This window comes from Marinomonas pollencensis (assembly GCF_003387375.1).
GTDB classification, from domain to species: Bacteria; Pseudomonadota; Gammaproteobacteria; order Pseudomonadales; family Marinomonadaceae; genus Marinomonas; species Marinomonas pollencensis.
In genome coordinates this window covers 94,658-108,044 of sequence record NZ_QUNG01000011.1, presented here as the reverse complement: position 1 = coordinate 108,044, position 13,387 = coordinate 94,658, and the positions used below count along the sequence as shown (strand labels likewise).

Here is a 13,387-nt window from a genome sequence, read left to right as displayed (position 1 = left end):
ACGCCCTTGCGATTCGGATTCTCTTCCCCTCAGTCGGGGTAAGACAGGTTTCTTTCAACCTGACGGGTTTGCCAGCTTCGCTGGGCAAACAAAAAAGGAGAAAGGGCATTACCCCTTTCTCCTTTTTTATATGTGCCCCTTCCTGAACACATACTCTTTATACCCAATACGCCTACCCTACACCGGCATTTGTGATTCCGCCGCCTGCAAGGTATTCGCCAGTAGATTGGCAATCGTCATAGGGCCCACACCGCCAGGCACAGGCGTAATCGCACCCGCAACTTCACTGACGCTAGCAAAATCCACATCGCCAAATAGCTTACGTGCGCCATCAATGATTTCCACATTAATGCCCACATCAATCACTGTCGCGCCAGGTTTCACCCAATCGGCTTTGACCAATTTTGGCACCCCAACCGCAGCAACGAGAATATCCGCCTGACGACACACAGAGGCAATGTCTCGGGTTCGAGAATGCACCATGGTCACAGTACAGTTAGCTTGTAACAAAAGCGCCGCCATCGGCTTACCGACAATATTCGAGCGCCCTATCACCACCGCATGTAAGCCAGTCAAATCACCAAGGGTTTCGCTTAGCATGGTCATGCTGCCTTGTGGCGTGCACGGCACCAAACCGGGTTTACCGGTTGCTAACGCGGCTACATTCAAAGAATGAAAGCCATCTACGTCTTTGCTTGGCGCGATAGCATCCACTATGCGGTCTTCGTCCAAATGGCCAGGCAATGGCAATTGCACTAGGATGCCGTGTACATCAGGATTGGCATTCAACTCGTCTACTAGCGCATTCAACTCGGCTTGCGATACATTCGCGTCCAAGCGGTGCTCAATAGAGCGAATACCAACTTGCTCTGCTCGCTGTACTTTATTACGAACATACACCTGACTTGCCGGGTCATCTCCCACTAATACCACCGCAAGACCTGGGGTAATTCCATGCTTTGCTTTAAACTCAATCACATCCCCAGCCACCTGAGAAAGCAACTTGGCTGACGCTTTTTTTCCGTCAATTATCTGAGCCATTTCCCCTCTCCTTAGCGAAACACAACGGTTTTATTGTCATCCATAAAGACACGGTGTTCAGTATGCAGTTTTACCGCCCGCGCTAACGCCACCGTTTCAGTATCACGACCTACCGCCACTAACGCTTCAGCAGAAAAAGTGTGGTTTACTACCTGCACAGATTGTTCAATGATAGGACCTTCGTCCAAATCAGAAGTAATATAATGGGCCGTGGCACCGATCAACTTAACACCACGAGCATGGGCCTGATGGTATGGCTTAGCACCTTTAAAACCAGGCAAGAAAGAGTGATGGATATTGATCGCACGACCTTTCAACTCAGTGCATAGGTTGTCCGACAAAATCTGCATATAACGCGCGAGAATCACCAGTTCCGTACCGGTTTCTTCTACTATGTTTAACAAGGCTTGCTCTTGCTCGCGCTTGTTTTCTTTGTTGACCGGAAGATAAACAAATCGAATACCTTCACGTTCCGCCATCGGTCGCAAATCCAAATGGTTGGAAACAATGGCCGTTACTTCCATGTTCAGCTCACCCTTGCGCAAACGATACAAAAGATCATCAAGACAATGGTCAAATTTACTAACCATAATCAATGCCTTACAAGGCTGAGACGCTGGCACCAAGGTCCACTTCATATCAAACTGCTCGGCAACAGCAGGAAACTCTAGGTTAAGATCATCCAGTGTTTTATCACCTGTCTCGATAAAACCTACCGCACGCATAAAGAAGTGATTGGTGTCTGGATCATCAAATTGTGACAATTCGCTAATATAACAACCTCGTTCAGACAAAAACGTGGTGACAGATGACACTATCCCGCTGCTTGCGCTACAGGTGATATTAAAAATGAATTGGTTTTCTTGCGATTTTTTCATTGTCATAATAATTGCCTATTTAGCTTCCTAGAGTTGATAACAGTCATTTACCAAGGTCTGCCTTACACAGACTCAATTAATTTTTATGCTCGGCAGGTGAATCAATTCAACCGTGCCTACTTTCCTATCCTTGCCCACCACAGGTTGGCGATTGCCTATTACGCAATCACATATTTGGATAGTTAGGTCCACCAGTGCCTTCTGGTACAACCCAGGTAATATTTTGCGAAGGGTCCTTAATGTCACAGGTTTTACAGTGCAAACAGTTCTGTGCATTAATCTGCAGCTGCATGTCATCCTTTTCTGGGGTTTCAACAAACTCATAAACCCCTGCTGGACAGAAGCGAGCTTCTGGCCCGGCGAACAAACCCCAGTTCCTTTTCACTGGCACAGTGTCATCTTTTAATGTCAGATGGCATGGCTGATCTTCTTCATGGTTTGTGTTCGACAAAAAGACAGAAGACAATTTGTCAAAACTGATCTTGCCATCCGGCTTCGGATACTCGATCGGCGTACATTCGGACGCTTCTTTTAACTGGGCATAATCCGGATTATTGTCATGCAAGGTGAACGGCAACTTACCTTTAAACCAATTCTGGTCGATATAATTGAAGGCACCGCCCCAGAAAGTACCGAATTTGTGCATCGCAGGGCCAAAGTTACGGGAACGATATAATTCGTCATACAGCCAAGAATCTTTTAATGCTTCGGTGAAAGCATTCAACTCTTTCCCGCCCTCTTCGTCTGTCTGCAAAGCGGCAAAAATAGTCTCAGCAGCGACCATGCCACTCTTCATCGCGGTGTGCGTGCCTTTGATTTTGGCAAAGTTCAAAGTGCCAGCATCACAGCCCACCAACAAACCGCCAGGGAAGCACATTTTTGGCAATGCATTAAGGCCACCTTTGGTCATCGCACGGGCCCCATAAGACACTCGCTTGCCACCTTCTAAGGTGTCTTTAAACACAGGATGGTGTTTCATCTTTTGAAACTCATCAAATGGCCCAAGGTACGGGTTGGAATAACTAAGATCGACCACCAAACCGACCACCACTTGGTTGTTCTCACCGTGATAAAGGAAAGAGCCACCATTAGTGTCTTTATCTAACGGCCAACCGGCGCCATGCACTACCAAGCCAGGTTTGTGTTTAGCCGGATCAATGTCCCACAACTCTTTAATGCCGATGCCATAATGCTGAGTGTCTACGCCTTCGTCTAAAGCAAACTTAGCAATCAACTGCTTGCCTAAATGACCGCGGCAACCTTCTGAAAACACAGTGTATTTGGCATGCAATTCCATGCCTGGCATGAAACCACTTTTTTCTTTGCCATCGGCACCCACACCCATATCACCAGTTGCAATGCCTTTTACCGCGCCATTGTCGTGGTAAAGGATTTCAGCGGCCGCAAAACCTGGAAAAATTTCCACCCCAAGCTCTTCTGCCTGCTCTGCTAACCAACGGGTTAGATTGCCCAAGCTGATAACGTAATTGCCTTGGTTATGCATGCTTGACGGCACCAAGCTGTTGGGGATTCTCTTAGCTCGCTCAGCGTCTTGAAATAGATATATTTCATCCCCCGTTACCGGTGTATTAAGCGGGGCGCCACGTTCTTCCCAATCCGGAAATAATTCAGTAAGGGCTCGAGGCTCTAATACCGCGCCGGAAAAAATATGTGCTCCGACCTCAGAACCTTTTTCCACAACACAGAGGGTCAATTCACGCTCTGCTTGTTGTGCTTGCTGCATTAACCGACAGGCGGTTGATAACCCCGCTGGGCCAGCACCAACGATAACGACATCAAACTCCATCGATTCCCGCATCAGTTATCTCCTTCTCAATTGCTTCTATCTACAAATAAGTGCCGCCGATATCAGCGGCACAGATTGGTTTTTCAGATTAATTACAGCGCTTGTTCTAATTCAGGAACAGCATCAAACAAGTCTGCCACTAGGCCGTAATCCGCTACGCTGAAAATCGGCGCATCAGGGTCTTTATTGATTGCCACAATCACCTTAGAGTCTTTCATACCGGCAAGATGCTGGATGGCTCCCGAAATACCGACAGCAATATACAGATCTGGCGCAACAATCTTACCGGTTTGCCCCACCTGCATATCGTTTGGCACAAAGCCTGCGTCCACTGCGGCCCGAGAAGCACCCACTGCGGCGCCCAATTTATCCGCCACTTTTTCAAGGATGGAGAAGTTCTCACCGTTCTGCATACCACGACCACCAGAGATAACGATATTGGCAGAGGTCAACTCAGGGCGCTCAGATTCGGCTAATTCTTCATTCACAAAGCTCGATAAACCTAAGTCAGTGACGGTAGAAAGCGCCTCAATGGTAGCGCTTCCATTTGTTTCCGAAAGATCAAACGCCGTACCACGAACTGTCATCACCTTGATGCTGTCTGCGGTTTGCACTGTCTCGATGGCATTGCCAGCATAGATAGTTCGCTTAAAGGTATCGGCACTCTCCACACTGATAATGTCTGAAAAGTAAGAGGTATCTAGGGTCGCCGCTAAGCGCGGTAGAATGTTTTTCCCACTGGTAGTAGTTGGCGCCATAATATGGCTGTAGTCAGAGGCTAGGGTCTCAATTAACGCCGCCATATTTTCTGCTAGCTGGCCGTTATAACAAGCATGATCGGCCACCAATACACGGCGTACACCTGTGATGGCAGCGGCTGCATCTGCGGCGCTTCCGCAGTTTTCTCCAGCCACCAATACATCTATATCACCACCAATTTGCGTTGCAGCTGTCATGGTATTCAAGGTGATTTCTTTTAAGCTCTTGTTGTCATGTTCTGCAATAATCAAAATAGTCATTTAAATCACCCCTTTTTCAGTTTTCAATTTTTCTACTAATTCAGCGACAGAACTTAGTACTTCACCGCCTTGGCGCTCATTCGGTGTTTCAACCATCAATGTTTTAATACGTGGCGTTAGATCAACACCAAAATCCGCAATCGGCTTAATATCGAGAGGCTTGCGCTTCGCTTTCATGATATTTGGCAAAGAAGCGAAACGTGGCTCATTGAGGCGCAAATCACAGGTAACCACAGCAGGCATGGATAAACGAACCGTTTGCAAACCGCTGTCAACTTCACGGGTAAGGTTAATGCTCTCACCGTCGATTTCTAACTTAGAGGCAAATGTACCCTGAGCCCAGCCCATCAAAGACGCCAGCATTTGGCCTGTTTGGCTGTTGTCTGTATCGGTCGATTGCTTACCTAAAATCACCAACCCTGGTTGTTCTTCTGCGATCACTTTTTGTGTCAGTTTAGCGACGGTCAAAGACTCCAATGGTCCTTCAGACTCGATCAAAATGCCTCGATCCGCTCCCATCGCCAGCGCTGTACGAAGCTGCTCTTGAGATTGGGAAGTACCAATAGACAAAGCAACCACTTCGCTAGCAATACCCGCTTCTTTTAGACGCACAGCTTCTTCTACCGCAATTTCACAAAAAGGGTTAATCGCCATTTTGACATTATTCAGATCCACACTGCTGTTATCCGCACTGACACGAATCATTACGTTTGGATCAGATACTCGCTTTACCATCACTAATATTTTCATATGTCATATCTCTACTTTGTCATTGTTTACGTTAACAAGTTGTTTAAATTAACAAGCTGTCTCGATGTCAATTTCCTTTCATTAAGCGGCCAAGTCAGTCCCTGGCCGCTTCCGTTAATAAGTCCAAAACCGCACTTATTAACGCTTAATCCGCTGGTCTTCCAGTGGGTTTAAAGCAACCTTGTACAATACGGTCGATGATCATGGCACAGAATAAGATCGCTAATCCTGCTAACAAACCCTGACCTTTCGCAGCAAACTGCAATGCCATCAATACATCGGTACCCAAGCCTTCTGCACCAATCAAAGAGGCAATCACCACCATAGAAAGACACATTAAGATGGTTTGGTTAATGCCAGCCAAAATGCTGGTCATGGCTAATGGAATTTCAACGTCCAACAGAAGTTTGCGGCGTGAGCAACCAAAAGCTAAAGCCCCTTCGACAATAGACGGTGGCACTTGCTTGATGCCCAAAGCCGTCAATCGAACCACTGGAGGCATACCAAAAATCAAGGTAGCCAAAATACCTGGTGGTTTACCGGTACCAAAGAAAGCAATGATAGGGATCAGATAAACAAACGCTGGCATGGTCTGCATAAAATCAAGTATTGGTCGTGCAATTGAGTCAACGGTACGATTCTTCGCACACAAGATGCCAAATGGCACACCAACCAGGATACATAACGTCGCCGCTGCCCCTAATAGCGCAATGGTCGCCATGCTTTTTTCCCAGTAACCTAAAAACGCTAAGTAAGCCAACGCTGCCACGGTAAAGATCGCTACCCGTGGTCCAGCTAAACGCCATGCCATGAATAAGATCACCAGGGTAATCACTGGCCATGGGGTATCCACCAGCACCACTTCTAATCCATCCAACAGGACTCGAATACTTGAAGTAATGCCATCAAAGAAACCGGCGCCATAGAGAGCCACTGTGTCGAAGGCAGAATCTAACCAGCTAGAGGCAGAGTTAAATATCGATTTATTAGCAGGAAACTCAACCAACCATGCAACAGGTTTGGTTGCCGTGAAGCGATACAACATCAGAGGTAACATCACCGCCAGCATCAGACTACCGACCAGCAAGTTGGCATAACTAAAGCCACTTTTTTCACTGTAATCGGCACGCCAGCGGCAGTACTTTTTCTCGTACACTAGGTTAGCGAGCAAGCCTTGTAGCACCATGACCGCGACCAGAAATACACCGCCGAACATGACCAATTGCTCAGCACCCGCTGCTGCTTCATTCGCCGCGGCGGAGGCTTTGTCTGCCGCTCGCTGTAAGTTAGTTGAGTTACGTAATAACGCCTCGGCGTTCGCCGCACCCGCCTCTAAAGCCACCTGTGCTTTAGCGGCCATCTCTTGAGACTTGCTGCCCAAACGAGCGGCTTGTGCTAATTTGTCCGCGCCCAATTCGCCCCATAAACCACGGCCAAGCTGAACCAAGGCAAACAACAAAGCGATAGTACTAAGCCAGAAAAACCCCCAAATATTACGTGCCGCCCCCCAAAATGGTCCAAACACGGCCGCGGCTAGGTTAAAAGAAAGAGTAGCGCTGGTGCTCGATTGGATTTTTTCAAACTGTGCACTGTAATAATCGCCGCTGCGTTCGGTAAATCGATGAACCGACTCAGATTGCTCTTTCTGCATGAGAGAAGTATCAGCCTTTGCGTTCGTATTATTCATCTCCCTTCCCCTTAATCCCCGTTAATAAAGTGTCTTTACTGACGATACCAACCTCTGCACCCGTTTCATCTGTGATGACAATCGGCAGATCAGTAGTAACAGAAAGATCAATCAGCTCCTCAAGGCTGGTGTTCTCATCGGTGCGTATTGCCGCACCAAGATCCACATCAGCTGGCACAGTATCACTGTTGAGCTGCGCCATAATTGAATGGGCGCTAACAAGTTTTAGATTAGAAATACCCTTAACGAAATCGGCCACGTAATCATCTGCAGGGTGCATGACAATTTCTTCCGGTGTTCCTGTTTGGATCAATCGACCGTCTTTCATAATGGCAATACGATCACCAATACGAATAGCTTCATCCAAATCATGGGTAATAAACACGGTGGTTTTCTGAAGCGTTTTCGTTAAAGACACAAACTGATTCTGCAACTCGTGACGAATCAAAGGGTCAAGCGCACTAAAAGGTTCGTCCATCAGCAGCACTTCTGGGTCACTGGCCAAGGCACGCGCCAACCCTACTCGCTGCTGCATACCGCCAGATAACTGATGCGGTAAACGATATTCAAAACCGTCCAAGTTCACCAAAGAGAGTGCGTGCTGAGAGATTTCCCAGCGTTTAAACTTAGGCACCTTTTGCACTTCTAGTGGGAAAGCTACGTTATCCAATACAGTACGATGAGGTAATAACGCCATGTGCTGAAAGACCATGCCGATGTGCTTTGCCCGCACTCCTCGTAACTCTTTATCATCTAACGCCGACATATCTCGTTCTAATACTTTGATTTTACCAGCGGTCGGCTCGATCAAGCGGTTTAAATGTCGAATTAAGGTTGACTTGCCACTGCCTGAAAGCCCCATGATGCAAAAGATCTCACCTCTTGGAACGGTAAAAGAAACATCAGCAATCCCCACGACACAGCCAAAACGCTCCAGCACCGCCGCTTTATCTAAGCCCTCGTCTCTAATCGCTTTCATCGCTTGTTCGGAGTTATCCCCGAAGATTTTCCATACATTCTCTAGCTGAATTACATCCGTCGTCATGCTGAATTCTCCACTCCCATTTTTTCAGGAATCTAATCTGCTTGTGGTACTCGCCACACCCCAGCTACGCTTTGAAGTGTTGGCCATCATTAGCAACCATTTCTTACTCGTATCGTCTTGATGACCGATTGATCACCAAGACACCGTGCTCGATTATTGCCCCAGCCATGACTCGACTAAGTCGCTATGCTCTGTAACCCATTCCTGAGCAAGCTCTTCTGGATTTCTCTTATCAACCACCATGGCATAACTCAAATCACTGATGATCTTGGCATTGATTTTGAAGTTCTTGAGGATCATGCCCGCTTCAGGATGTCTTTCTTGCAAGGAGGAGGAATAATCCACGTACAAACGCGCTTCTGACCAAGCACTGTCTGCGTTAGACTTTTCTAACCAATCTGGGTCATCGGTTGGTTGCAAGGTTTTCCAAGTGTCTTTGTTGTGCGCAGGTTCTTCTAAGAACACTAAGTCATAGAGCGAAAACACATAATGGGGTGTGTAACAAAAAAAGGCGTATGGCTTATGGGCTTTTACCGCTACTTCCAAAGCCGCCCAGTTAATTGGCGTATCCGTAGAAACCAGCTCCATGGTGTGGTTATAGCCATAACTCTTCGCTCTTACTCGCTCAACCACGGTTGAGGCCGCGCCAGGCTCACCGATCCACATTTCTCCAAGGCCGTTTCCATTGGTATCAAACAGCACGGACTTGTCTGGATCAGTCAGATCATAAATCGATTTGATGTTGTATTTTTCCGAGGTTTCTTTGGTAACACAGATCCCTTGGTTTGCAATGACACCGTGATCGTTCTGCAGCACAGTGCCTCTTTCTGTCACATATTTTTGGTATAAATTATTTTGATTAGGTAGCCAAACTTGTGGGTGTACATCAATCGTTCCACGGTCCATCGCTTCAAAAATAACCGCGTTAGTGCCACTTTGCATGGACACTTCCAGACCTAGATTCTCTTCCATAACCGTCTTCAAGATGTAGGCTGTTGCTGCACCTGAAGGCCAACCAGGAACCCCTATTGTCATATCAGCAGCATAAGCTGTGACACCATTAAGGCCAATGGCTGCGGCAATGGACATTGTTTTAATCACTTTCATTCGTTTTCCTTCTTTTCCCGTATCGTTTGGAGCCCACATCACCAACATATTTATACGCCAGCCATGGGTTATCCCTGCATTATGATGAGCGGCACACTTAACACTGATACACCTAGCCGAGCGTAAAGTGTGCCGACATCATCACTAAGCCAATGACGCAGCTTAATGAAGGACAACCAAAGCCATATCGGCTAGTGTCCTAACCAAGATTCAACCAGTGTGCTATGGGACTCGACCCATTCATGAGCCACGTCTTCTGGCGCTTTCTTCTCAACCACCATGGCATAACTCAAGCCACTCACGATATCAGCAGATAGCTGAAAGTTTTTCAGCAAAGAAGCCGCTTCAGGGTGTCGAGTTTGCAAGGATTTAGCGTAATCCACATAGAAATTCGCTACCGGCCAAGCACTGTCTGCATTTGACTTAGACAACCAATCTGGATCATCAGTTGGCTGCAAAACCTTCCAAGTTTTATCGTTATGAGCAGGCTCAGTTAAAAACACCAAGTCATAAAGAGAGAACACATAATGCGGTGTGTAACATGAGAAAGCGTAAGGTTTCTTAGACTTCACTGAAGCATCCAACGCGGCCCAGTTAATCGGCATATCGCTCTCATCCATTTCCATGGTTTGATCGTAGCCGTAACTCTTGGCTCTGATCTTTTCAACGATGGTTGAAGCCGCACCAGGCTGGCCAGCCCACATATTGCCTACGCCATCACCATCGCTATCAAAGAGCACAGATTTATCTGGGTCAGTAAGGTCGTAAATGGATTTAATACCATACTTTTCAGACGTTGCTTTGGTGACACAAACGCCTTGTATCGCTTCGACACCGTGCATGTTTTGCAACACAGTACCGCGCTCTACTACGTATTTTTGATATAAATTCTGCTGATTTGGCAACCAAACCTCTGGGTGCACATCCATGGAACCTCTGTCCATGGCCTCAAAAATAACCGCGTTAGAGCCGCTTTGCATTGCGACATCCAAGCCTAGGTTGTCTTCCATTACGGTTTTAAGAATGTAAGCGGTTGCAGCCGCTGAAGGCCAGCTAGGCACGCCAATGGTTACATCGGCGGCCTGCGCTACGACGCCGTTAAAGCTCAGCACCGCCGCAACGGTCATTGTTTTAATCGTATTCATCGTCTTTCCTTTTGCTTATTTGTTGTTTATTTAATACAACTTATTCTTAGGATCTTACGCACACGTTTTCTGGGTCGAATAACGAGTCAGAAACGACTGTCGCAGGATACGGTTTGCCGATGATCTCCACATCGAATTCACACCCTTCCTTGGCATAAGCAGGATCAACAAAACCCATCACTATGTTCTTATTAACACGATGACCGTAGCCTGCAGACGTCACAGTACCGATCACCTTACCATCAAGACAGATTGAGTCTCCTGGATGAGCCGGTGCGATTTCGCAATCCACAGTCATAGTGACAAACTTCTTACGTGCTGGTTGTCCTGCTTTTGCAAGTAGCGCTTCTTTACCAGGGAAGCTTTCTTTATCCATGTTGATAAAGCGGTCTAGTGAACTTTCAAAGGGGTCGAATTCAGTGATCAAATCGGCTTTCCAATGACGGTAGCTCTTCTCAAGACGCATGGATTCTGTTGCTAGCATACCGAACGGTACAAGGCCAAAGCCTTTGCCAGCCTCATCTAACAAAGAGTGAACAAGGAACAATTGCTCATTAGGAACATGCAATTCCCAACCTAGCTCACCGTTAAAACTTACTCGCATTGCCAATACTTCAGCATGCTCAATAAACACAGGTTTCGCGGTCAACCAAGGGAAAGCCTTGTTGGACCAATCGGTACGTGGTGACAAAGACGCCAACAGATCACGGGACTTAGGACCTGATACCACCAAAATAGTGTGAGTATTGGTCATTGGCGTAATTACCACACTGCCATCCTTCGGCAAGCGAGTGCGTAACCAATCCATATCGTGGTATTCAGATGCGGCAGCAGAACCGTACCAGAAAGTATCATCCGCCAGTTTCGCCAATGTCGCTTCGCCCGCCACATTGCCTTTACCAGTAAGGAAGTAACACAAACCTACACGGCCGACTTTTTTCGGCACGTTAGAACACATTAAGCTATCCAACCATTCTGCCGCTTTCGGGCCTTTGATTTCATAACGGTTGAAACCACTGACTTCCATCATGCCCACACCTTCGTGAACGGCTTTGATTTCAGCAGCGACGATTTTGTCAGTGTCCGTGAAACGGAAGCTGTGTTTGAACTCGAAGTCTGCATCAGGTTTAAAGAACATCGCACGTTCCCAACCATTAACCACACCAAACTCAGCATTTTGTGCTTTAAGCACAGGATAAATAGGCGTTGTTTTTGCTAGGCGGCCCGCCGGACGGAACTCATGCGGCATATGGAAACGGAATTCATTTTGATAGTCTTCCACCGCTTTGCGGGCGGTAAACTCAGTGTTCGCATGACGTGTGAATCGTGCTGGATCCAGAGCCCACGTATCCCACTCTGATTCACCATGAACCATGATTTCAGCCAGGATCTTACCGTGACCACCGCCCTCACCCAAACCAGCACGTAGACCGATAATAGAGTAAAGGTTATCAAAGCCAGGTGTCTTACCAACCAGAGGGTTACCATCGGCAGAATAGGTGATAGGACCATTGATAATGCTGCGAATGCCAGTTCTTTCTAAACAAGGCATACGTTTGAAAACGCGCTCCATATTATCTAGACAGCGATCTAGGTCATCAGGACAAAGTGCGTTAACAAAGTTAGGGTCGATGCCGTCCATGCCCCATGTTTTACAACGCTGCTCATAAATACCGACCAACAAACCGTCTTTTTCTTGGCGGCTATAGAAATCATCTAGCGGGTCGCGCAACAGTGGAACACGCTTACCAAAATCGGCAATTTCAGGGATGCCTTCAGTCAAGAAGTACATATGCTCCATGGAAATAACTGGGTATTTAATGCCCAGCATGTCACCGATTTCATTGACTCGGTAACCACCGGCGTTAACGACTTTTTCACAGGTGATGTCACCATTTTTTGTTTGCACAACCCATTCGCCATTTGGCTTTTGGTAAATGTTTTCTACTGGGTTGTGGCGATAAATTTCTGCCCCTGCTTTACGAGCTGCTCGCGCCAATGCTTGAGTTAGCTGCGCCGGGTCGATGTCACCATCTAATGGATCCCAAAGACCGCCCAATAATTCATGAGTTTCAATAAGTGGGTGGCGTTTTGCACACTCAGCCGCATCAATCATTTCAAAATCAACACCCATGCCCTTAGCTAAGGAAATAAAATGGTTATAACCATCTAGGTGTTCTTGAGTAGAGGCCAAACGAATACCACCTGAAGCGTGATGGTAGTTGATAGGGTTTTCAGGGTCAGCCGCCAACTCTTTGTAAAGCTTGATACTATGGCTCTTCAAACCCACCATAGTTTGCACCGCACCAAAGTTAGTTACCTGCGCAGCAGAATGCCAAGTCGTTCCGGACGTCAGTTCGTTACGCTCAACCAAAACAACGTCTGTCCAGCCCTCTTTCGTCAAATGATAGAGAGTACTACAGCCTCCGATACCACCACCGATTACAACGACTTTATAATGCGATTTCATATATATCTCCTGATTCCTATCAACAACAACGTTGGCTACATATTAATTAGACATAACTAATTAGGTAAAAATGAAAGCGCTTCCATTATATTTAAAATAAAAAAGAAGCTGACCCTTAGCTCTGACAAGTCGCAATATAATTTTTATCGCCACCCAACATCAGACTATTTTAAAACATCCTATTTTTTAACTTTCTCTTTAATAACTAAAAGCGATTTTTTCTTACCATTTTTATGGAAGCGCTTTCAGTTGTTAATTAAAACCTACACAAGATTACATTTTATGACAAGTATAAATTACAAAAAAAATATAACCCTATGAAATACTTTGATTTTCTCTTGAAGCCAATGTTTATAAGCCTTCCAGAAGAAAAACACACAATCACATTGCACTATAACTAAGCATTTCGCACCAACAAAATGCATAAAAAACACCTAT

At 46.4% G+C, this 13,387-nt stretch carries 10 protein-coding genes; all 10 read right to left on the bottom strand.

Features of this window, described 5'->3' with window-relative positions; translation table 11 throughout:
- Positions 1 to 177: 177 nt before the first annotated feature.
- Positions 178 to 1,041: a bifunctional methylenetetrahydrofolate dehydrogenase/methenyltetrahydrofolate cyclohydrolase FolD gene (gene folD / locus DFP81_RS14485; RefSeq protein ID WP_115898613.1), complete on the bottom strand. Its 864-nt coding sequence runs from the start codon at positions 1,039 to 1,041 to the stop codon at positions 178 to 180.
- An 11-nt stretch (positions 1,042 to 1,052) separates the two neighbouring features.
- Complete coding sequence (gene purU, locus DFP81_RS14480; protein ID WP_115898612.1) at positions 1,053 to 1,925, bottom strand: formyltetrahydrofolate deformylase; 873 nt, start codon at positions 1,923 to 1,925, stop codon at positions 1,053 to 1,055.
- A 160-nt stretch (positions 1,926 to 2,085) separates the two neighbouring features.
- Positions 2,086 to 3,738: an electron transfer flavoprotein-ubiquinone oxidoreductase gene (locus DFP81_RS14475; protein WP_115898611.1), complete on the bottom strand. Its 1,653-nt coding sequence runs from the start codon at positions 3,736 to 3,738 to the stop codon at positions 2,086 to 2,088.
- An 80-nt stretch (positions 3,739 to 3,818) separates the two neighbouring features.
- Positions 3,819 to 4,745 (bottom strand): electron transfer flavoprotein subunit alpha/FixB family protein, encoded by a 927-nt coding sequence (locus tag DFP81_RS14470; RefSeq protein WP_115898610.1) that lies wholly within the window; start codon positions 4,743 to 4,745, stop codon positions 3,819 to 3,821.
- Positions 4,746 to 5,495, bottom strand: coding sequence for an electron transfer flavoprotein subunit beta/FixA family protein (locus DFP81_RS14465; RefSeq protein ID WP_115898609.1), 750 nt, complete (start codon positions 5,493 to 5,495; stop codon positions 4,746 to 4,748).
- A gap of 145 nt (positions 5,496 to 5,640) precedes the next feature.
- Complete coding sequence (locus tag DFP81_RS14460) at positions 5,641 to 7,182, bottom strand: ABC transporter permease (RefSeq protein ID WP_220343006.1); 1,542 nt, start codon at positions 7,180 to 7,182, stop codon at positions 5,641 to 5,643.
- Entirely contained in the window at positions 7,175 to 8,227 is a 1,053-nt protein-coding gene (locus DFP81_RS14455) for a quaternary amine ABC transporter ATP-binding protein (protein ID WP_115898608.1), read from the bottom strand. The genes DFP81_RS14460 and DFP81_RS14455 overlap by 8 nt, the downstream gene beginning before the upstream one ends.
- A 153-nt stretch (positions 8,228 to 8,380) precedes the next feature.
- On the bottom strand, positions 8,381 to 9,334 hold the full coding sequence (locus DFP81_RS14450) for an ABC transporter substrate-binding protein (RefSeq protein WP_115898623.1): 954 nt from the start codon (positions 9,332 to 9,334) through the stop codon (positions 8,381 to 8,383).
- Positions 9,335 to 9,525: 191 nt separating this feature from the next.
- Positions 9,526 to 10,479 (bottom strand): ABC transporter substrate-binding protein, encoded by a 954-nt coding sequence (locus DFP81_RS14445; RefSeq protein WP_115898607.1) that lies wholly within the window; start codon positions 10,477 to 10,479, stop codon positions 9,526 to 9,528.
- A gap of 46 nt (positions 10,480 to 10,525) precedes the next feature.
- Positions 10,526 to 12,949 carry a GcvT family protein gene (locus tag DFP81_RS14440; RefSeq protein ID WP_115898606.1) on the bottom strand — a complete coding sequence of 808 codons (2,424 nt, stop codon included), beginning with the start codon at positions 12,947 to 12,949 and terminating at the stop codon, positions 10,526 to 10,528.
- Positions 12,950 to 13,387: the final 438 nt, after the last annotated feature.

Coding starts and splice junctions, on each gene's coding strand:
- folD (WP_115898613.1), bottom strand. CDS start 1,041: ATGGCTCAGATAATTGACGGAAAAAAAGCGTCAGCCAAGTTGCTTTCT.
- purU (WP_115898612.1), bottom strand. CDS start 1,925: ATGACAATGAAAAAATCGCAAGAAAACCAATTCATTTTTAATATCACC.
- DFP81_RS14475 (WP_115898611.1), bottom strand. CDS start 3,738: ATGCGGGAATCGATGGAGTTTGATGTCGTTATCGTTGGTGCTGGCCCA.
- DFP81_RS14470 (WP_115898610.1), bottom strand. CDS start 4,745: ATGACTATTTTGATTATTGCAGAACATGACAACAAGAGCTTAAAAGAA.
- DFP81_RS14465 (WP_115898609.1), bottom strand. CDS start 5,495: ATGAAAATATTAGTGATGGTAAAGCGAGTATCTGATCCAAACGTAATG.
- DFP81_RS14460 (WP_220343006.1), bottom strand. CDS start 7,182: ATGAATAATACGAACGCAAAGGCTGATACTTCTCTCATGCAGAAAGAG.
- DFP81_RS14455 (WP_115898608.1), bottom strand. CDS start 8,227: ATGACGACGGATGTAATTCAGCTAGAGAATGTATGGAAAATCTTCGGG.
- DFP81_RS14450 (WP_115898623.1), bottom strand. CDS start 9,334: ATGAAAGTGATTAAAACAATGTCCATTGCCGCAGCCATTGGCCTTAAT.
- DFP81_RS14445 (WP_115898607.1), bottom strand. CDS start 10,479: ATGAATACGATTAAAACAATGACCGTTGCGGCGGTGCTGAGCTTTAAC.
- DFP81_RS14440 (WP_115898606.1), bottom strand. CDS start 12,949: ATGAAATCGCATTATAAAGTCGTTGTAATCGGTGGTGGTATCGGAGGC.